Genomic DNA, 19016 nt, shown 5'->3' with positions numbered 1-19016 from the left:
GACTTGTTGGCACTTCTTGACTAAACATTCATCGCCTTTAAAACCTTAGCACATCTTGAGCAAGGTTCATTTTCACTTTTAGCGTGAAATTTCCAACATCTTGGGCATTTGTGCTTACTTGCTTTAATGATTTTAAATTGATGATCTCCTACACTAAATTCAGCCAAAGCTTCACTTTGATCAAAGCTTTGCACCTCGCTCACCATAAAAAAGTCCTCAATCTCACTTATATCATGGCTTAAAAGCTCATTTGCTGTGCTTTGCAGGCTGAGTTCTAAGGTTGATTTGATGATTTTATCTTTTTTAAGAGTGTCAATTTGTTCTAAAAATTTCGCTCTAGCACTCAACAATAATTCATCTTCTATCTTAAAATCATACTCCAAACCCCCATCAAAACAAAGATCAAATACATCTTTTGCACTGCCTTTTATAAGCGTATTTGCATGCTCTAAAGCCTCATCAACGCTGTAAGTTAAGGTAGGAGCTAGTAGGATTAAAAGCTCTTTTGCTATCAAAGCCATAGCACTTTGCGCACTTTGTCTTTTAGGCGAGTTTTTTGCATCACAATACAATCTATCCTTGCAAATATCAAGATAAATTCCACTTAAATCGGCGATAAGAAAATTCATCAAAAGTCCATAAGCTTTAGCAAATTCATAAGCATCAAACAAAGCCTTTGTACTTGCAAAAACCTTGCTTGCTTTGCTTAATATCCACTTATCAATGAGGCTAAAATTTTGTGTTTCTAAGAATTCAAGATCGTTGGTATTTGCGAGTAAAAAACGCAGGGTATTGCGGATTTTTCTATATTGTTCGGCAACTTGTTTGAGTATATTTTCTGAAATTTTTAAATCACTTGAATAATCACTTAAAAAAATCCACAGCCTTAAAACCTCTACTCCATAAGTCTTTGCAACCATTTTTGGATCGATGACATTGCCCTTAGACTTACTCATCTTTTGACCCTTTTCATCTATGGTAAAACCATGCGTTAAAACACTTTTATAAGGGGCTTTTTCATTGATGATTGAAGAGATTAAAAGCGAGCTTTGAAACCAACCTCTGTGCTGATCGCTACCCTCTAAATACATACTTGCTGGAAATTCACCTGCATCATAAAGTCCGCTTTTAAGCACAGCCTCAAAGGTAGAACCACTATCAAACCACACATCAAGTATATCTTCAACCTTTTCTAAGTCTTTAGCCTCATAGCTTGAGTTTGGCGGTAAAAGTTCAGCTATGCTCAAATTCCACCACGCATCAGCTCCTTTTTGCTCAAAAATCTTTGCTATATGCTCATATAAAGCAAAGTCTAAAAGCACTTCTTTTGTTTTTTTATCTCTTAAAAAAGCTATTGGTGTTCCCCAAGCTCTTTGCCTTGAGATACACCAATCAGGGCGATTTTGCACCATAGAACCTATGCGTTTAATCCCACTTTGTGGATAAAATTTGATCTTTTCAAGCTCTTTTAAGGCGAGCTCTCTTAGGCTTTTTTGGCTAAGTTTTTTTTCATCCATTACAACAAACCATTGCTTTGTCGCCCTATAAATCACAGGTTTGTGCGTCCTCCAGCAAAATGGATAAGAGTGTATGAATTTAGAACAAGATAACACACTTGAGCCAAGCAACTCTATAATCTTTTCATTTGCCTTAAAGATATGAAGTCCGATAAACTCATCAAGTTTATCTTGTGGTAAAAGTGCTTTTGTTCTTAAAGTTTCATCATAAAGTCCCTTATCATCAACAGGCATAAGCACTTCAAGCTTGTATTTTAACCCCACATGATAATCATCTTCACCATGTCCTGGAGCTGTATGCACAAGCCCAGTTCCTCCGTCCATTAAGACATGATCGCCTAATATGAGTAAGGATTTTCTTGAATTTAAAGGATTGATAGCCTCAAGATACTCAAGCTCACTAGCTTTAAAACTTTTTTGCACTTGAGCTTTAGTTAAGCCCTTTTCTACCATACTTTTAAGCAAAGGCTTTGCAAAGATTAAATTTTCACTTGTAAGTACGTATTCTTCATCTGGATTTAAGGCTATAGCTACATTTGCTACCAAAGTCCAAGGCGTAGTTGTCCAAATCACAGCCTTTGCTTCTTTTACTCCAAGCTTTTCACAAGCTTTTTCATCTAAATCAAAGGCTACAAAAAGTGAGTAATCCTCTTTATCTTCATATTCCACCTCAGCTTCAGCTAAGGCTGATTGAGCTGCCCAGCTCCAAAATACAGGCTTGCTTCTTTCAAGTAAAAGCCCTTTTTCAAGCACCTTGCAAAGCGCACGATAAATATTTGCCTCAAAAGCAAAATCCATAGTCAAATAAGGCTTATCCCAGTCTGCAATCACACCAAGTTCTTTAAAACCTTCTTTTTGCAAAGCGATAAATTTATTTGCATGCTCACGGCAAAACGTGCGGATTTCTTGAGTATTTGCACTTTGTTTTTTTTCTTTTAAATTCAGCTCAACTTGCTGTTCTATAGGCAAACCATGACAATCCCACCCCGGTGTAAAACGCACTTTTTCGCCATTAAAATAATGTGTTTTAATGATAGTTTCTTTAAGGATTTTATTTAAGGCATGTCCTATGTGAATGTAGCCATTTGCATAAGGAGGACCATCATGAAGCGTAAAACTTTTGCTTGCTTTTTCTCGCTTTTTTTTCATTTTTTCATACGCATAATTGTTTTCAAACCACCTTTGAAAAGCCTTTGGCTCATTTTCTGGAAGGTTTGCACGCATAGCAAAACTCGTATTTGGCAAAAGCAAAGTATCTTTATAATCCATAATTTTCCTTAAACAACTTAAATATAAGCTACAATTTTACTTAAAAATGCTTTAAATTTGACTTTAAATTAGCTATAATTTCAAAAAAATAAGGAAAAAAATGAGACATTTGCTTTTAATTATAGGTGAAGATTTACACTTGCATAAAAATTTTATCGCTTATATTTGTGAAGAATATGAAAAAAAATTCAAAGAGCTCAATGAGCTTAAAATTCTTACCAAAGCAAGTAAAGATTTGCCTTTTTTGCTTGAGAACTGGATCAAAGAATTTAACTATATCACTATCTTTTCAAATCAAACAAATTATGTTATCCTCGCAAAGATTTTAGCCACTTTAAATGAAGATTTGCTTGTTTTAAAAGATGATATTTTAGTGCCTTCAAAAACTTTAACCTTTGATCAACATAGCTTTATCAGCACTTTTGAAAGATCAAAAGTCAATTGCATTAAAACAGAACTACAGCAAAAACTTCCTGCCATACTTCACGAGCTTGAAGATGAATTTGACTTTTTTATGCTTAAAGATATAGACGAAGAAAGTGCAAGGCTCTTGCTTGAAACCTTAACAAAATCCTATGACACAAGCATACAAACTACAAGCATTTTAGAAAATCTCATACTCATCAAAGCAAGCAATATAGAACACGCCAAACTTGAAAGCTTTTTTATAGCATGCAAAAACCTTTTTGGTGCAAAAATGATGTTTGGCAACAATCCCCTTGAATACATCGCGCAAACGCTCAAAGAAAAAAATCTTAAAATTTCTTTCGCAGAATCTTGCACAGCTGGACTTTGTGCAGCAAATTTAGCAAAAATTGATGGCGTTTCTGCCCTTTTTGAAGGCTCTTTAATCACCTATTCAAACCGCTTAAAACACGAATGGCTTGGCATTAGCCAAAGTGTGCTTGAAGATGGGGGCGAGTATAGCGAACGTTGTGTATATTTTATGCTTAAAGGCACTTTTAAAACAAGTGGGTGCGATTTTGCTTTAGCTATCAGCGGGGTGGCTGGCGAGGCTGATGAACCAACTTGCAAAAGTGGTAGGGTGTTTATAGGGGCGATGTATAAAGATGGCACTTTTTTGCAAGAAATGCTTGATTTTAAAGGTAATAGAAATTTCATCAGAGAGCAAGCTTGCTTGGCTGCGTTTTGCTTGATGATGAGACTTAAGCCTGAAATTTTTGTTTAAATTTAAGGAAAAATACAATGCAAGAACTTAAAGAAAAAAATGACTTAGAAAAAGCCTTTAAGCTGATAAAACAACTTCGCCCAAGCCTTACTTTAGCTGAATTTTTAGATAAAGCTGCACTTGCTTTTAAAACCCAGCATTATAAACTTTTTGCATTTAAAGATGAAAAAGATGAATTTATCGCACTTTGTGGGGTTATGCCTTTTAATGTGCTTTATCATGAATCTTGTCTTTATATTTGCGATTTTGTGGTTGATGAGCGCTTAAGGGGCAAGGGCGTTGGAGCAAGATGCCTTAAAGAGCTTGAAAGCTGGGCAAAGGCTCAAGGCTATAAAGAACTAGAGCTAAGCTCAAGTTTTTTTAGAAAAGAAGCACATAACTTTTATGAAGAAAAAATGGCTTTTGAAAAAACAGGCTTTGTATTTAAGAAAGGTCTATAAAATCAATCTTGAAAAGATTTTTTAAGAAAGAATAAATTTATATTTGATTAAACTCCATCTCAAAAGTTGGGAAATATTTAACATTTTCTGTGTTAAATTGCACTATATATTCCTTTTCATTTGCTTTAAAAATCCATATAAGCGGACAAAATTTTAGCACAAATTTATTCTTATAGACAATAAATATAGGCTTTTATTAACTCCTAATTGAGTTTTTTTCGTTATGATTGGGCTAAAAATTTAAGGTTTTGTTGATGAATTTGCCAAATATACTTGCTTTATTTCGTATATTACTTGCACCTTTACTTTTTTTTGTGCTTACTTTTAAATTTCAAAGCTTACATTCAAGCTGGATAAATTATTTTGCAACATTGATTTTTGGCGTAGCTGCTCTTACTGACTTTTTTGATGGATATATTGCAAGGGCGTGGGGACAAAAGACAAAACTAGGAGCCATACTTGATCCTTTAGCTGATAAAATGCTTTTGCTTGCTGCTTTTTTAGGGCTTTTGCTTCTTGATAGAGCTAATGCTTGGGTGGTGTATCTTATCTTAGTGCGTGAGTTTTTCATCACTGGTTTTCGCGTGGTTATGCAGGCTGAAAATATAGACATTAGCGCTTCATTTGCTGGCAAACTTAAAACTGCTTTTCAAATGATAGCGGTGATTTTTTTGATGATGGAATGGATTTTTGGCGAAGCTTTGCTTTATCTTGCTTTGATCTTGACTTTATACTCTGGCTTAGAATATATCCTTGTTTATCTTAAGCACAAGCAAAGGGCAGATAAATGAAATCTTTATTGTTTTTACTTGCCATTATCATACTTGGGGTGTATTTTTACTCTGCAAGCTTTTTTGTAACCTTGCTTGTGATTTCTTTTTTAATCTTTTTTCATGAATTGGGGCATTTTTTAGCTGCAAAATCCTTAAAAGTCAAGGTTGAAGTCTTTAGCATAGGTTTTGGCAAAGCCCTGCTTGAAAAAGAATTTAAAGGCACAGCATATCGCTTAAGCGCCTTACCTCTTGGTGGCTATGTCAAGCTTAAGGGACAAGATGATTTAAAGCCTGGTAAAGAAGTGTTTGAAAAGGACAGCTACAGCGTCTTAAAACCCTTACAAAAAATTTATATACTCTTTGCTGGTCCATTTTTTAATCTTATCCTAGCCTTTTTGCTTTATCTTGCCATCGCACATTTAGGGGTAAGCAAACTTGCTCCAACTATAGGTTTTATAGCTCAAAACTCAGCCGCACAAAAAGCTGGCTTGATGGTAGGAGATACCATAATAAGCGTCAATAATAAAGAAGTTTTTAGCTTTGATGAGCTTAGAAAAGAGATTAAAAATGAACGCTTAAATTTACTTGTGCAAAGAGCTAATGAAAGACTTAATATCTCACTTATGCCTGAAGTTGCAGAAGGCTATAATGAGTTTTTGCAGATTGTGCAAAAGCCACTCATTGGTATAGCACCGAGCAATGAGAGTAAAACTTTTTACTATACAGGCTTTAATGCCTTTTTATACGCATACGAAGAAAGTGTAGAAGCTAGCATGCTTATCATTAAAGGATTAGTTAAGCTTATCGTTGGCGAACTTGATGCTAAGAATTTAGGTGGGGTGATTACTATGGTTGATTTTACTTCCAAAGCCTCACAACACAGCCTTGTAAGCCTTTTTCTCATCACAGCTCTTATCTCCATTAATCTTGGCATACTTAATCTCTTGCCTATACCTATGCTTGATGGCGGACATATAGTATTTAATATATACGAGCTTATTTTTAGAAGAAAGGTTCCAACTAAAGCCTTTGAGTATCTTAGTTATGGTGGCTTAGCCTTACTTTTAAGTGTGATGATTTTTGCAACTTATAATGATATAGCAAGATTAGTTTTAAAACAATAAACTTCTTATTTTTTAAAGCAAAGCAAGTGATAAAATCAAGTAAGAAAAAAGAAGAAATTTAAACTCACAGCAAGGAAGCTTTTTGCTGTGAGTAAGCCTTTAAAAAATTATTTTTTAAGCTCTTTGATACGAGCAGCTTTACCGCGTCTATCTCTAAGATAGAAAAGTCTTGCACGGCGAACGCGTCCTCTTCTAAGCACGCTTATGCTCTCTAAGCTTTCACTATAAATAGGAAAAATTCTTTCAACGCCTATATTATTTGCACCCATTTTACGAACGATAAAGGTTTCACCTGTGCCATTGCCCCTACGAGCTATGCAAAGTCCTTCAAAGTTTTGAATTCTTGACTTATCGCCTTCTTTGATGCGAATAGCAAGCTTGAGCGTATCGCCTGCACGGAAGTCTGGGACTTTTTTTTCTTTGATTTGAGCATCTTCAAACTGCTGTATGTATTTATTTTTCATCATTTGTCCTTAATCTTGCGTTTTTGGTATAAGCTTGGATTGAAAAAGCTTGTTTTACACAACGCTAGTTTTTCTTTTAAGCTTGCAATTTTAGCGTGATTTCCCTTTAAAAAGGCTGAAGGAGTGAGAAATTTTTTATTATTTTTTTCAAAAATGAAAGGCTTGCTAAAAGAAGGGGCTTCAAGTAAATCATTTTCAAAGCTTTCTTCATCAAGGCTTAAGCTATTGCCAAGCACACCTTTTATATTGCGACTTATGGCATCACAAAGCACTAAAGCACCAAGCTCTCCACCCGTAAGCACAAAATCACCTATACTAAAAATTTCATTTGCAAATTCTTCACTTACTCTTTCATCAATGCCCTCATAACGCCCACACACAAAACAAATATGTTTTTTATGAGCCAAACGTCTAGCGTCTTTTTGCTTAAAAACTTTTCCGCAAGGATTTAAAAATATAAAATGCGTATTAAAGTCCTTTTCTTGCATACTATAAAGGCAGTCAAACAAGGGCTGGGTTTGAAGCAAAAGCCCTGCTCCTCCGCCGATTTTATAACCATCTACCTTTTTATGCTTATCGGTGCTAAAATCCCTTGGATTATAAAACTCAAACTCCAAAAGCTCCTTTTGCTCGGCTCTTGCAAGTATAGAGTCCTTAAAGTAAGGCTGTATAAGCTCTGGAAAAAGGGTGATAAAACTAAATTTCATAAGCTTTTTAATAACTCAAAAGCGTTGTGAGTAAAGATCATCTTATTTTCAAGCTCAACTTTTTGGATATATTTATCTGCATAAGGCACATAAAATTCTTTTGCAAAGCCTTGCTTGACAAGCTCTTCATCAGTTTTAATTAAAAAAAGATATGAAGCTGAAGTTTCAAGTATATCTACAACTTCACCGAGTTTTAACTCCTCTTCAAATACCATACAAGCAATAATGTCAAAATAAAAATACTCATCTTTCTCAAGCTTGCAAGTTTGACGGGTATGTGTAAGGCTTTGATATAAAAGCTCGTTTGTGAGGGATTTAGCAAGCTCAAGACTTTCAAAGCCTTCAAAGAGGACAAGCTGGTTTTGCTGATCAAATTCTTTAATGACGAGCTTTTTGTTTTTTCTATCCAAAAAGCTTGCCCCTTTTTTAAACTGCTGTATAAAATCGCTGAGATTATGAAGCTTTACAAAGCCCTTAAGCCCAACGCTTCTACCGAGTTTTGCTACAAGAACTTTATTATCCATAAATCATTCATCAAGGCTTTTTACGCTGACTTTATAGCTTGTCAAATCCTTGCTTTTGCACGCTGAAATCACGGTTTTAATCGCATTAATCATCTTACCATTTTTGCCGATCAGTTTGCCTGTATCAACTTTATCCGCATAGATAATGATCTCAGCAAAGTTTTCATCTAAATTTAAACGCTGGGTGCTGATCTTTTCTGGATAATCAGCGATGAGCTTTGCGTATTCTCTTAAAAAATCTTCAACCATGATTATTTGCTTGTAATAGAAGCCACTTTATCGCTAAGCTTTGCACCAACGCTTTTCCAATACGCTAAACGTTCAGCATCAAATTTAATCACTTCTGGTTCTACCATAGGATTATAATACCCTATACTTTCTATCCAGCTACCATCACGACGTTTGCGGCTGTCAGTTACTACTATACGATAAAATGGTCTTTTTTTACGTCCCATTCTTGTAAGTCTAATCACTGTCATTGTTTGTTCTCCTTAAAAAATTTAAAATTTACTCATAAGCACCAAGGTGCCTATAAATAAAGCTTAAAATTTAGCTCTGCTTTGATTCATCATCTGCATTAAATTTTGCATACCGCCTTTGCCTGAGAATTTTTTTGCCATTTTTGCAGCATTTTCAAACTGCTTGATATAGCGATTTACTTCCATTTGAGAAAGCCCTGCTCCAGCAGCTATCCTACGTTTTCTAGCATTATTAAGCAAGCTAGGATTTTGCCTTTCTTTTGGAGTCATTGAGCTAATCATAGCCTTCATATGAAGCATTTGGCTTGAGTTTTCAAGATCAAGGTCTTTTACAGCATTTGCCATAGAACTCATACCCGGTATCATGCCAAGTAAAGACTTCATACTGCCGAGTTTATTGATACTTTGAAGCTGTTCTAAGAAATCATTAAAATTAAACTCGCCTTTTTTGATCTTTTGATTGAGCTTTTTTGCTTCTTTTTCATCGATCACAGCCGCTGTTTTTTCAGCCAAGCTTGCTAAATCGCCCTCTCCCATGATACGTCCAACTATACGATCAGGGATAAAAAGCTCTAAATCAGCTACTTTTTCGCCAACACCAACAAATCTTAAAGGCACTCCGCTTTGATGTGCAATACCCAAAGCAACCCCACCCTTAGTATCTGCATCAAATTTAGATAAGATCACACCGCTTAAGCTTAAAGCTTCATTAAAGCTCATCGCCGTTTTAACCCCATCTTGCCCACTCATAGCATCAGCCACATAAAAAATCTCATCAGGATTTAAAGCTGCTTTAATATCTTTTAGCTCTTTCATCAAGGCTTCATCTATGGCTAAACGTCCTGCCGTATCCACAAGCAAGACATCATAATTTGCACTTTGCGCCTTTTTTAAGGCTTGTTGGGCTACTTTTAAGGCATTGCTTTCATCTTCTATATAAAATAGATCAAAATCATTTGCCTCACAAAGCTGTTTGAGCTGCTCAACAGCAGCCAAACGTTGTAAATCACAAGCTGCGATTAGGACTTTTTTATGGCGAAGTTTAAGATAATGGGCAAGTTTTGCTGTGCTTGTAGTTTTACCACCACCTTGTAAGCCTGTCATTAAGACTATGGTTGGGGGATTTGGAGCAAAAACAAAGCCTTGTTTTTTACCAGTGAGGCTAAGAATTTTTTCAAGATTGCTTTTAATGGCTTTTAAAAATTGATTTTGTCCTATGCCATGTGTTTTTAAGTCATTTTCGATTAAAAGCAAAAGTTCTTTGACGACTTTATGATGCACATCAGCTTTTAAAAGGCTCTTTTTAAGGCTTTCAAGAGCGTTTTTTAAGGCTTTTTCATCATCAACAAAACGCAATTTACTCACAGCAGTTTTAAAAGAATCACTAATTATCTCAAACAAAATTCTACCTCAGTTTAATTTAAAATGCTTATTGTATAAAAAAAATGCTTTAAATGCCTTTAAAAAGCAAAATTTTTTAAATCAAAATCAAAAGCCCCAAAGCTCTTGTCTAAATCAGCCTTAAACTCATAGTCAAAAATAGCTATTTTATAGCTATGCAAATACATACGAGCTGCTTTTGAATGCGCGTATTTTTCATCACCCACAACGCCGTGTTTGATAAAAGCAGCATGAAGTCTTATCTGGTGCGTTCTGCCTGTAAGAATTTGCACTCTAGTAAGGGTTTTTTTAGCACTTAGCATTAAAGGCGTAAAAATACTAGTAGCACTAAGCCCATCTTTGCTAATCTTGCTTAAAGCACCTTGCTTATTTTTAAGGGTTAAAATAGGCTCATTAACTTCTAATTCTTGAGCTAAAATGCCCTCAAGTATAGCAATATACTCTTTTTTTACCCTTTGTTTTTTGTATTCTTGTATAGCTTTTTGACGAAAATCCTCATCTTTGCACAACAAAATCACTCCACTTGTTTCTTTATCAAGGCGGTTTAAAAGCTTAGCCTTATATTCTTTTTCTAAACTCTCACTCACTAAGGCAAAGGGCTTATTTAAGGCGATGATTTTATCATCTTCAAAGATAAGTTTTGCTTTTGTAGCTTGTATGATTTTAAATTTACTTTTTAAGGGCAAAAGTTCTCTTGCAATGCTAAGTTTTTTATTACCCACAAAAACAAGTCCGCTGTCTATGAGTTCTTTGGCGTGATTGTTTGAAATTTTTTCTTGCAGGGCAAGGAGTTTATAGGCTTTTTCTTGCATGAATACCTTCTTTTATATTGGCTTGTATGCTTGAGATGATGGGTTCAAGGCTAAGTTCATCTTTGATCTTGCTTGGGTTTAATTTTGAATGAATGAGCGTATTTAAGTCCTTAGGATCTTCACAAAAATACACATTTTCAATATGCTTATAAAGGGGAATTTGATTGTGTATATGCGTGCCTGAGATGAGAATTTTTTGAAAATGAGCGATTTCTATAGGATTGTGTCCGCCTATACCTTTGAGAAAGGAACCACAAAGCACGCTTATATCACAGATTGCATAAAAATTAACAAGCTCGCCTAAGGTATCAATAAGCAAAACATCACTTTGAATGTATGAGTTTTTAAGCTCGCTTAAACAAGCAAAACTTAAATTATGCCTTAAAGCATACTCCTTTAAAAGCTCTTTAACCTTATCAAAACGTTCTGGATGACGCGGGGCTAGGCAAAGTATCTCATCTTCTTCTAGCTTAAGATTTTGAAGCAAAAGTTCTTCTTCGCCTTCGTGCGTGCTAGCAAATAAAATAAGCTTTTTATTATCTTGCTTTTCATAGTTTTTGCTAAGCTGTGGCTTTAAAGCGGCTTTGATATTGAAAAACTCATGTACATTTTTTGCGCCCAAGCTTTCAAGTCTTACTTTATCAGCCTTACTTTGAGCAAAAACCTCATCGATGTATGAAAAGATTTTTTTATAAAAAAAGGTAAATTTTTGGTATTTTGCAAAAGAAGGCTCTGAAATTCTTGCGTTTATAAGTATGATTTTTGCTCCTTTTAATTTTGCAATACACACAAGCATAAGCCAAAGTTCAGCCTCAAAAATCACTAAAACCTTACAAGGCTTAAGCCAAAAAGGGATAAAAATTTCAAAGGCAAGATAATTAAGCTTTTTGCAAAAGCTTTGTGCTTCTTCAAAACCTGTTTGAGTGATGGTTGTGATACGAGAATCAAAATTTATGGCAAGTTCTTTAATGCTTTTAACTTCTCCAAAAGAACAAGCATGAAAATGCACGCTAGCTTCATCTTGATGAAGATTTTTGTATAAAAAAAATCGCGCCTTAAAGCTTTGCTTGTATTTTTCTTTACAAAAACTCAATACCAGCAAAGGTAAGGCACAAAAGGCATAAATCAAGCAAAGTAAAGCATAATAAAATAAGATCAACTCAAGCTTTCAGCTACTTCTTTTTGATTTTTTTCGCTTTTTTCTGGGCTTTCATCCTTGTATAAAATACGACCACAATGCGGGCAGGTAACGATTTCTTCGCCTTTTTGCACGGCTAAGTAAGTCTTATCATAAATTTTCATAAAGCAACCATAACAAGCTTGCTTTTTTACCGGCACAACGGCTGAGTTTTTTGCCCATTTGCGAATTTTTTCATAAAAGCTGAGAATTTTTTGATTCATTGTGCTTGTGAGCTTGCTTTTCTTTTCATAAATGAGGTTTCGTTCTTTTTCAAGCTCTTTCATTTTGCTTGCTACTTCAGCATTAATATCCACAAGTAAGGCTTGTTCTTTTTTAATTTGTTCTTGAAGCTCTTGTTTAAGGCTTTCTTTAGACTCTAAAATTTTATCAAGTTTGATTATATCATCATTTGCAGCATCAAGTTGCTCTTTGACTATGTCTTCTTCGATTTTTAAAGCGTTGAGTTCTTTTTCAGTTTTAATACTGGCTGATTTTTTGCTGATATCTTTAAGACGTTCTGAAAACTCTGTTATATGGAGATTGTTTTGATTTTGTTCAAGTTTTATAGTTTTAATCTCTTCATCAAGCTTTAGGCAATCTTCATCAAATTTGGCTATTTTAAGATGAGTGTCTTTTAAGATTTTATTTGCTTGCGTGATCTTAGGTTCAAACTCGTCAAGTTCTTTATCCACTTGCGATAAGGCTACAAGTTGCTCTAGGTATTTATTCATCGAATTTTCCTTAAAAATATTGAAATGGATTTTTGCAAACTGATATTATAGCGTTTATAGGCAAACTTTGCAAGTGTTTTGCCAAAGAATTTGCAAAACAAATTTCGCTTTCATAATGTTTGATATCTATCAAAGAAAGCTTATTTGCCAGAGCTTGACAAGCTTGATGATACTTAAAATCTCCACTTAAAAAACAATCTGCTTTCACAAAAGGGATTAAATCCCCTCCACTACCCGTGCAAATTGCAAGTCTTTTAAGCTCTTTTTTGCCCGCAAAGCTAGTGTGAATTTGCTTTAAATCAAGCCTTAGCTTAAGATGAGCAATAAGCTCATCAAAGCTTAGCTCACAATCTACATAAGCCAAAAAGTCTTCTTTAAAACTAAGCTTAAAGCCTAGAATTTCTTCTACAAAATACGCATTTAAATGGCTTTTATCATAGTTTGTATGCATAGAAATCAAGGCTATATTTTTGCGTATCATTTCTTTTATAAAAGCTCTTGGATAGGCGTTTGAGCCAAGTTCTTTTAAGCCCTTAAAGATCAAAGGATGATGGGTGATAAAAAGCGAGTTTGGCTGGGCTTTTTCAAGTAAATTTTCATCTATATCAAGGCTAAGATAAACCGTATTGATCTCATCATCAGCGTTGCCAAGCAAAAGTCCGCTATTGTCCCAAGCTTCTTGGGTATCAAAGGGACTAAGCTTATCTAAAAAAGCATAAATTTCACTCAGCTTCATTTAAGCTTTCTTGATATACCAAAGCACATTGCTTTGAAAGTTCTCTAATTTTAAGCATATAATCTTGCCTTTGAGCCACAGAAATAGCCCCTCTTGCATCAAGCAAGTTAAAAGTATGAGCTGCAAGCAAACAATAATCATATGCTGGTAGAGCAAAACCTGCCTCAAGCACACTTTTACACTCCTCATAAGCGTTTTGAAACTGGATATTTAGCCTTTCAACCGAGCTTAATTCAAAGCTGTATTTGCTAAACTCAAATTCATTTTGTTTATGCACATCGCCATAAGTAATGATTTTATCATCAAATTCATTCCATACTATATCAAACACATTGTTTTTATCTTGCAAATACATAGCCAAACGCTCAAGCCCATAAGTGATCTCAGCACTAACTTGCTTTACTGCAAAGCCTCCAACTTGCTGAAAATAAGTAAATTGCGTAACTTCCATACCATCAAGCCATACTTCCCAACCCAAGCCCCAAGCCCCAAGACTTGGACTTTCCCAATTGTCCTCAACAAAACGAATATCATGATTTTTTAGATCAAAACCTAAGCTTTCAAGGCTTTTAAGATAAAGTTCTTGGATATTATCAGGGCTTGGTTTGATTAAGACTTGAAATTGATAATACGCCCCCAAGCGATTTGGATTATCCCCATAACGCCCATCTGCAGGCCTTCTTGAAGGAGCGACATAAGCAGCCGCCCAAGGCTTAGAACTTAAACTTCTTAAAAAAGTAGCTGGATGAAAAGTGCCTGCTCCAGCTGGAAAATCATAAGGCTGAACGATAACACAGCCTTGTTTTTGCCAAAAATCTTGCAGAGTTAAAATGATTTGAGAAAAAGTCATACTTCGCCCTTTGGTTCAGGTTGAATATTTGTTTTGTTTTCAGAAGCAGTGCTTTGATTAGAATTTGTAGGATTTGAAGCACCTGCATTTAAAGTTGCATTTTCAACAGCTTTTAAAGCCGCTGTGCCAGTGAAATTATCAACAGCCTTATTCCACATCAGCTTATATTTTCTTTTCATAAACTCAAGTTCTTCCATAGTGTGCTTAAGTTGCGAGTTTAAGCTATCTATAACCTTTCTGTCTTCATCATACAACTCTTGCATAGAATAAAGCGCGTCTTTTAAGAATTTATTTTCCCCTTTTAATGCATCTAAAGTCTCATCTTTAGCGTCTAAAACCTTTTCATGCAAATTTAAAATCGTGCCTATAGTCTTTTCAACAAAGCTTTCTCCAGCTAAGCTCATAGAACTTACCACGCTTGTTTTGTCCTTAGAGCTTGGAACAACAGAAAAAGTGCCTTGATGGGCTTCTATATAAATTTTGCCATCTTCTTCTTTGAAATTCAAAGTATTATTTGCCATCATGGATTTTACCACATCTTCATTTAAATGCACGAGTTTGCAAAACTCATCAAGTTCTAGATATGCTTGCATCATTTTTCCTTTTTTTTAAATTCTTACTTCAACACTAAGGCTATCGCTAATGAGCTTTTCTTCTTGGGCTTTTCTATCTTCAAGCAAAGCTTTTGCAAGCCTTTCATCATTTAAGGCTAAAATTTGAGCTGCTAAAATCGCAGCATTAATAGCACCAGCTTTTCCAACAGCTAGGGTTGCTACAGGTATACCACTTGGCATTTGCAAAGTAGAAAACACACTATCCATAGAGGCTAAATTTGAGCCAGGCATTGGCACACCTAAAACAGGTTTAGTTGTATGTGCTGCAAGCGCTCCGGCTAAATGAGCCGCCATGCCAGCTGCAGCGATAAAAACCTTTGCACCTTTTTGTTCAGCTTCCTTGATATACTCACTTGTTCTTTTTGGGCTTCTATGTGCTGAGGTGATGATAAGTTCGTATTTTATGCCAAATTTTTCAAGTGTATTTGCAGCTTCTTTCATCACCTCATAATCACTCTTACTTCCCATAACTATGCTTACAAAGTTCATATTATTTCCTTTCTTAAAAAGCTAAATTCAGGCAGCTTGCTTGGCATTTTAATCTCATTTTCATTACCGCTGTGGATTTCTTTAAATTCTTTATTGTTTTTTGCTATAAGTTTTTTAAACTCAACAAAATATCGATCATTTTCCTTAAAAATCACACCAAATTCATTATCTACAGGCTCTATCTTGCTTTCAAGTGGGGCTAAAATTTCATAGCTTTGACAAGGCTTGATCTTACCCTTGCACTTAAAAAACTCCCCATCTTCACTAAAGGCTTCTACTTGATGAGAACCAAGCTCTAAACTTGAATGATGATTTTGCGTATCAGCTTTTTCATAGGCTCTTGAGATTAAGTAGCCGTCTGTAAATCCTCTATTTTTTAAGGTGTGAATTTCAGTTTCATATTTTTGGGCTTGAAACTCACCTTTTAGCACATCTTCAATCGCCATTTTATAAGTCCTTGTCGTTAAAGCCACATAATACTCACTTTTTGTTCTACCCTCTATCTTAAAAGCATTTACGCATTCTTCTTTCATAATCTTTTCTATGTGCGAGCTTAAATTTAAATCCTTTGAATTAAAAATATGCGTGCCATTTTCATCTTCTTCAAGGCGAAACAAAACCCCATTTTCTGGATTTTTAGCATAAAGCTCATACGAAAAACGGCAATCATTAGCACAAGAGCCACGATTGCTCATACGCCCACTTTGCACTGAGCTAATCAAACAGCGTCCAGAATACGCAAAACACATAGAACCATGCACAAAGGCTTCAAGCTCAAGTTTAGGACAATGCTCTTTAATGATCTTTGCATCTTTAAGCCCAAGTTCTCTTGCGATGACTATCCTTTTTGCGCCCAAATCCTCATAAGCCTTAGCATCAAGATAGTTTAAGATATTAGCTTGAGTTGAAACATGTAAATTAATCTCAGGAGCAAGCTCTTTAACCAAACGCATAGCCCCAATAGAAGCGACGATAAAAGCATCTGGCTTCATTTCTTTAAGCCTAAGTATATGCCTTTTTAAGCCTTCTATTTGAGCACTTAAATGAAAACCATTTATAGTAACAAAAATTTTTTTACCTAAATCATGGGTGTAACGTATCGCCTCTTCAAAGCTTTCATAGTCAAATTCCTTTGCCGCACGAGAGCGTAAAGAAAAATGATTTACCCCAGCATAAACAGCGTCAGCTCCATAAGCTAAGGCTATTTTAAGCTTAGAAAAATTTCCTGCTGGAGCAACGATCTCAGGCTTGATCACTTTTTTGCCCTAGGCTTGTGATTAAGGCTTCTATATCATCATTGCTTACCACATTTTCAGTCGAGTCACCATTAATATGCACTGCTGAGCCTACGCGCTTACTATCATCAATCTTACCTTCAAATAAAGAGCTCATATAGCGATTTAAGGCACGCATAACATTAATCACTCTTTCGATTTTTTGTCGGTGTATGTCTTGATACTGCATCGCGTCCATCGCCATCATCGCTTCATCTTGTCCAGCCTCAAGCCATTCGGTGATTTGAGAACTGATACTTTGACTGCTTTGATTGCTTTGTAAAGCTTGCTGAAAGGTTTGAACATTTGGAAATTTTTCACTTAGAATGGAAAAAATTTCTATATTTTTCTTAAAGATTGCGTCAAGTTGTTTGAGTGATTTTTCTGAATTTGAGAAATGATTACTCATGATTTCAAGCCTATCAAGCTGCTCAATAGCCTTTTCTTCACTATCTCTAGTTACATCATCAAGCTGATGAACAACCTTATGTTCTTGATTTGGCGGTGGAGGGGGCCAAGCGATGCTTGATGAGGATTTGTAATCTTGCGATTTTATGCCATCTACTATATCACCATACGCTGTTTTATGATCTGAATCGTCTTGGGCTTGTTCCTTTTGGGAGTTGAGTTCATCAATATTTACCTTTTCCTCGTTGCCCATCAAAACATCAAGTTCTTCTTGAGTCATTTCTTTTCCTTAAAAACTGCATTAAATGCAATTTTTTATATTTTTTAGCAATGTAATTATATTCAAAATTTTTAAAATATCAAATAAAAATATGCAAAACTTCACAAAAAGCTTTTTATTATTTAATTTATAAAGCAATTATCTTTGTTTTTTTTGGTTTTTATAGCGATAAAATAATTATTTATTATTTTGAATATATTTTTTTTATTAATTTAAGCTTAATTAAATAATTTTATGATACAATTTCTTTAATTTAAATTTTGAAGGAGAAAAAATGGGAAAATTTGTAAAAAGTGTCGACGATTTTTTTGATTTTTGCAAAAAAAATGAAGTTGCCTTTGTGGATTTTAGATTCACTGATATGATAGGCACTTGGCACCATATCACTTACAATATCCATGCGATTAAAAAAGATCATTTTGAAGAAGGAATTCCTTTTGATGGTAGCTCTATAGAAGGTTGGCAACCCATTGAAAAATCAGATATGATTTTAAAACCAGACGCACAAAGTGCTTTTTTAGACCCTTTTACAGCTGATATTACTATCATTGTATTTTGTGATGTATATGATATTTATAAGGGACAAATGTATGAAAAATGCCCAAGAAGTATAGCTAAAAAAGCTATGGCATATCTTGAGGAAAGCGGCGTTGCTGATACAGCGTATTTTGGACCAGAAAATGAATTTTTTGTCTTTGATAGCGTAAAGATAGTAGATAATATCCATTGTGCAAAGTATGAGATAGACACCGAAGAAGGCGAATGGAATGATGATAAAGACTATGTAGATGGCTACAACACAGGACATCGCCCACGCACTAAGGGAGGCTATTTTCCGGTTCAGCCAATTGATAGCATGGTTGATCTTAGAGCTGAGATGGTGCAAACTCTTGAAAAAGTAGGACTTACAACCTTTGTTCATCACCACGAGGTTGCTCAAGGACAAGGTGAAATAGGTATAAATTTTGGCACCCTTGTTGAAGCTGCTGATAATGTGCAAATTTATAAATATGTCGTAAGAATGGTTGCTCATCTTAACGGCAAAACTGCAACTTTTATGCCAAAACCACTTTATGGAGACAATGGAAATGGTATGCATGTGCATATGAGCCTTTGGAAAAATGGAGTAAATTTGTTTTATGATAAGGCAGGCTATGGTGGGCTTAGTCAAACAGCAATTCATTATATAGGTGGAGTTTTAGCTCACGCAAGAAGCGTAGCAGCTTTTACAAATCCAAGTTCAAACTCATATAAACGCTTAATTCCTGGCTTTGAAGCACCTTCGATTTTAACTTATTCTTGCCAAAACCGCTCGGCAAGTTGTCGTGTGCCTTACGGCGTAGGCAAAAACTCAGCGCGCATTGAAATGCGTTTTCCAGATAGCACCTCTTGTCCGTATTTAGCCTTTGTCAGCTTGCTTATGGCTGGACTTGATGGCATTAAAAACAAAACTATTCCAGTTGGACCTATGGATGAAAATCTTTTTGAACTGACTCTTGATGAGATTAGAGAAAAAGGTATAGAACAGCTCCCACATACCCTAAGAGGAAGCCTAGAAGCTCTAATCCGTCACAATGCTTACTTAAAGCCTGTGATGAGTGATACTTTTATCGATGATTATCAGCACCTTAAATTTCAAACCCAAGTGTGGCCTGTGGAAGCTCGCCCAACAGCATATGAGTTTAAAACCTGCTATTCTTGCTAGTTTTTTAGCTTTTCAAAGACTTTCAAGCCCAAATTTAAGCTTGAAAGTCT

Annotated in this window: 21 protein-coding genes; 5 read left to right on the top strand and 16 right to left on the bottom strand. The window is 35.3% G+C overall.

Annotation, left to right across the window (positions count from 1 at the left end):
- Positions 1-20: 20 nt before the first annotated feature.
- On the bottom strand, positions 21-2786 hold the full coding sequence (ileS, locus tag DMB95_RS05105; RefSeq protein WP_142931189.1) for an isoleucine--tRNA ligase: 2766 nt from the start codon (positions 2784-2786) through the stop codon (positions 21-23).
- 100 nt (positions 2787-2886) lie between these two features.
- Here ileS and DMB95_RS05100 point away from each other — a divergent pair, with 100 nt between their 5' ends.
- The 4 genes from DMB95_RS05100 to rseP all read left to right on the top strand — a co-directional run bounded on the left by DMB95_RS05100 (position 2887) and on the right by rseP (position 6312).
- Complete coding sequence (locus DMB95_RS05100; RefSeq protein ID WP_142931188.1) at positions 2887-3975, top strand: CinA family protein; 1089 nt, start codon at positions 2887-2889, stop codon at positions 3973-3975.
- Between the two features lie 17 nt (positions 3976-3992).
- Positions 3993-4415 carry a GNAT family N-acetyltransferase gene (locus tag DMB95_RS05095; protein WP_142931187.1) on the top strand — a complete coding sequence of 141 codons (423 nt, stop codon included), beginning with the start codon at positions 3993-3995 and terminating at the stop codon, positions 4413-4415.
- Positions 4416-4669: 254 nt separating this feature from the next.
- Positions 4670-5206 carry a CDP-diacylglycerol--glycerol-3-phosphate 3-phosphatidyltransferase gene (gene pgsA, locus DMB95_RS05090; RefSeq protein WP_137633150.1) on the top strand — a complete coding sequence of 179 codons (537 nt, stop codon included), beginning with the start codon at positions 4670-4672 and terminating at the stop codon, positions 5204-5206.
- A complete protein-coding gene (rseP, locus tag DMB95_RS05085; protein ID WP_142931186.1) occupies positions 5203-6312 on the top strand; it encodes an RIP metalloprotease RseP in 1110 nt (369 codons plus the stop codon). The genes pgsA and rseP overlap by 4 nt, the downstream gene beginning before the upstream one ends.
- Positions 6313-6419: 107 nt before the next feature.
- Here rseP and rplS read toward each other — a convergent pair whose 3' ends face one another.
- The 15 genes from rplS to DMB95_RS05010 all read right to left on the bottom strand — a co-directional run bounded on the left by rplS (position 6420) and on the right by DMB95_RS05010 (position 17261).
- Positions 6420-6776: a 50S ribosomal protein L19 gene (gene rplS / locus DMB95_RS05080; RefSeq protein ID WP_137633148.1), complete on the bottom strand. Its 357-nt coding sequence runs from the start codon at positions 6774-6776 to the stop codon at positions 6420-6422.
- Entirely contained in the window at positions 6776-7483 is a 708-nt protein-coding gene (gene trmD / locus DMB95_RS05075; RefSeq protein ID WP_142931185.1) for a tRNA (guanosine(37)-N1)-methyltransferase TrmD, read from the bottom strand. Before trmD ends, rplS begins: the two co-directional genes overlap by 1 nt.
- Entirely contained in the window at positions 7480-8007 is a 528-nt protein-coding gene (gene rimM, locus DMB95_RS05070) for a ribosome maturation factor RimM (RefSeq protein ID WP_142931184.1), read from the bottom strand. Before rimM ends, trmD begins: the two co-directional genes overlap by 4 nt.
- A gap of 3 nt (positions 8008-8010) precedes the next feature.
- On the bottom strand, positions 8011-8256 hold the full coding sequence (locus DMB95_RS05065) for a KH domain-containing protein (RefSeq protein ID WP_034902881.1): 246 nt from the start codon (positions 8254-8256) through the stop codon (positions 8011-8013).
- A 2-nt stretch (positions 8257-8258) separates the two neighbouring features.
- Complete coding sequence (rpsP, locus tag DMB95_RS05060) at positions 8259-8486, bottom strand: 30S ribosomal protein S16 (RefSeq protein WP_137633144.1); 228 nt, start codon at positions 8484-8486, stop codon at positions 8259-8261.
- A gap of 63 nt (positions 8487-8549) precedes the next feature.
- On the bottom strand, positions 8550-9887 hold the full coding sequence (gene ffh / locus DMB95_RS05055) for a signal recognition particle protein (protein ID WP_142931183.1): 1338 nt from the start codon (positions 9885-9887) through the stop codon (positions 8550-8552).
- Positions 9888-9946: 59 nt separating this feature from the next.
- Entirely contained in the window at positions 9947-10699 is a 753-nt protein-coding gene (locus tag DMB95_RS05050) for a pseudouridine synthase family protein (RefSeq protein WP_142931182.1), read from the bottom strand.
- Positions 10680-11858 (bottom strand): lipid IV(A) 3-deoxy-D-manno-octulosonic acid transferase, encoded by a 1179-nt coding sequence (gene waaA, locus DMB95_RS05045; protein WP_142931181.1) that lies wholly within the window; start codon positions 11856-11858, stop codon positions 10680-10682. Before waaA ends, DMB95_RS05050 begins: the two co-directional genes overlap by 20 nt.
- Positions 11855-12610 carry a zinc ribbon domain-containing protein gene (locus DMB95_RS05040; protein ID WP_137633140.1) on the bottom strand — a complete coding sequence of 252 codons (756 nt, stop codon included), beginning with the start codon at positions 12608-12610 and terminating at the stop codon, positions 11855-11857. The genes waaA and DMB95_RS05040 overlap by 4 nt, the downstream gene beginning before the upstream one ends.
- Positions 12611-12620: 10 nt before the next feature.
- A complete protein-coding gene (locus DMB95_RS05035) occupies positions 12621-13346 on the bottom strand; it encodes a Nif3-like dinuclear metal center hexameric protein (protein ID WP_142931180.1) in 726 nt (241 codons plus the stop codon).
- A complete protein-coding gene (gene glyQ / locus DMB95_RS05030) occupies positions 13333-14196 on the bottom strand; it encodes a glycine--tRNA ligase subunit alpha (RefSeq protein ID WP_142931179.1) in 864 nt (287 codons plus the stop codon). Before glyQ ends, DMB95_RS05035 begins: the two co-directional genes overlap by 14 nt.
- Positions 14193-14789, bottom strand: a complete 597-nt coding sequence (locus DMB95_RS05025) for a DUF3972 domain-containing protein (RefSeq protein ID WP_142931178.1) — start codon at positions 14787-14789, stop codon at positions 14193-14195. The genes glyQ and DMB95_RS05025 overlap by 4 nt, the downstream gene beginning before the upstream one ends.
- Positions 14790-14804: 15 nt before the next feature.
- Entirely contained in the window at positions 14805-15299 is a 495-nt protein-coding gene (gene purE, locus DMB95_RS05020; protein WP_137633136.1) for a 5-(carboxyamino)imidazole ribonucleotide mutase, read from the bottom strand.
- The gene (locus tag DMB95_RS05015) at positions 15296-16555 is read right to left on the bottom strand and encodes a peptidase U32 family protein (protein WP_137633135.1); all 1260 of its coding nucleotides are present in this window, start codon (positions 16553-16555) and stop codon (positions 15296-15298) included. The genes purE and DMB95_RS05015 overlap by 4 nt, the downstream gene beginning before the upstream one ends.
- Entirely contained in the window at positions 16542-17261 is a 720-nt protein-coding gene (locus DMB95_RS05010; protein WP_142931177.1) for a chemotaxis protein, read from the bottom strand. The genes DMB95_RS05015 and DMB95_RS05010 overlap by 14 nt, the downstream gene beginning before the upstream one ends.
- Before the next feature lie 274 nt (positions 17262-17535).
- Between DMB95_RS05010 and glnA the strand changes: the two genes are divergently transcribed.
- The gene (gene glnA / locus DMB95_RS05005; protein ID WP_142931176.1) at positions 17536-18966 is read left to right on the top strand and encodes a type I glutamate--ammonia ligase; all 1431 of its coding nucleotides are present in this window, start codon (positions 17536-17538) and stop codon (positions 18964-18966) included.
- Positions 18967-19016 lie beyond the last annotated feature (50 nt).

Origin of the sequence: Campylobacter sp. MIT 12-8780 (assembly GCF_006864535.1) — a bacterium.
Classification (GTDB): Bacteria; Campylobacterota; Campylobacteria; order Campylobacterales; family Campylobacteraceae; genus Campylobacter_D.
This window is presented reverse-complemented; position numbering and strand designations above follow the sequence as displayed.

Excerpts from the sequence above, each read along its gene's own strand:
- ileS (WP_142931189.1), bottom strand. The coding sequence starts at position 2,786 with ATGGATTATAAAGATACTTTGCTTTTGCCAAATACGAGTTTTGCTATG.
- DMB95_RS05100 (WP_142931188.1), top strand. The coding sequence starts at position 2,887 with ATGAGACATTTGCTTTTAATTATAGGTGAAGATTTACACTTGCATAAA.
- DMB95_RS05095 (WP_142931187.1), top strand. The coding sequence starts at position 3,993 with ATGCAAGAACTTAAAGAAAAAAATGACTTAGAAAAAGCCTTTAAGCTG.
- pgsA (WP_137633150.1), top strand. The coding sequence starts at position 4,670 with ATGAATTTGCCAAATATACTTGCTTTATTTCGTATATTACTTGCACCT.
- rseP (WP_142931186.1), top strand. The coding sequence starts at position 5,203 with ATGAAATCTTTATTGTTTTTACTTGCCATTATCATACTTGGGGTGTAT.
- rplS (WP_137633148.1), bottom strand. The coding sequence starts at position 6,776 with ATGAAAAATAAATACATACAGCAGTTTGAAGATGCTCAAATCAAAGAA.
- trmD (WP_142931185.1), bottom strand. The coding sequence starts at position 7,483 with ATGAAATTTAGTTTTATCACCCTTTTTCCAGAGCTTATACAGCCTTAC.
- rimM (WP_142931184.1), bottom strand. The coding sequence starts at position 8,007 with ATGGATAATAAAGTTCTTGTAGCAAAACTCGGTAGAAGCGTTGGGCTT.
- DMB95_RS05065 (WP_034902881.1), bottom strand. The coding sequence starts at position 8,256 with ATGGTTGAAGATTTTTTAAGAGAATACGCAAAGCTCATCGCTGATTAT.
- rpsP (WP_137633144.1), bottom strand. The coding sequence starts at position 8,486 with ATGACAGTGATTAGACTTACAAGAATGGGACGTAAAAAAAGACCATTT.
- DMB95_RS05050 (WP_142931182.1), bottom strand. The coding sequence starts at position 10,699 with ATGCAAGAAAAAGCCTATAAACTCCTTGCCCTGCAAGAAAAAATTTCA.
- DMB95_RS05040 (WP_137633140.1), bottom strand. The coding sequence starts at position 12,610 with ATGAATAAATACCTAGAGCAACTTGTAGCCTTATCGCAAGTGGATAAA.
- DMB95_RS05035 (WP_142931180.1), bottom strand. The coding sequence starts at position 13,346 with ATGAAGCTGAGTGAAATTTATGCTTTTTTAGATAAGCTTAGTCCCTTT.
- glyQ (WP_142931179.1), bottom strand. The coding sequence starts at position 14,196 with ATGACTTTTTCTCAAATCATTTTAACTCTGCAAGATTTTTGGCAAAAA.
- DMB95_RS05025 (WP_142931178.1), bottom strand. The coding sequence starts at position 14,789 with ATGCAAGCATATCTAGAACTTGATGAGTTTTGCAAACTCGTGCATTTA.
- purE (WP_137633136.1), bottom strand. The coding sequence starts at position 15,299 with ATGAACTTTGTAAGCATAGTTATGGGAAGTAAGAGTGATTATGAGGTG.
- DMB95_RS05010 (WP_142931177.1), bottom strand. The coding sequence starts at position 17,261 with ATGACTCAAGAAGAACTTGATGTTTTGATGGGCAACGAGGAAAAGGTA.
- glnA (WP_142931176.1), top strand. The coding sequence starts at position 17,536 with ATGGGAAAATTTGTAAAAAGTGTCGACGATTTTTTTGATTTTTGCAAA.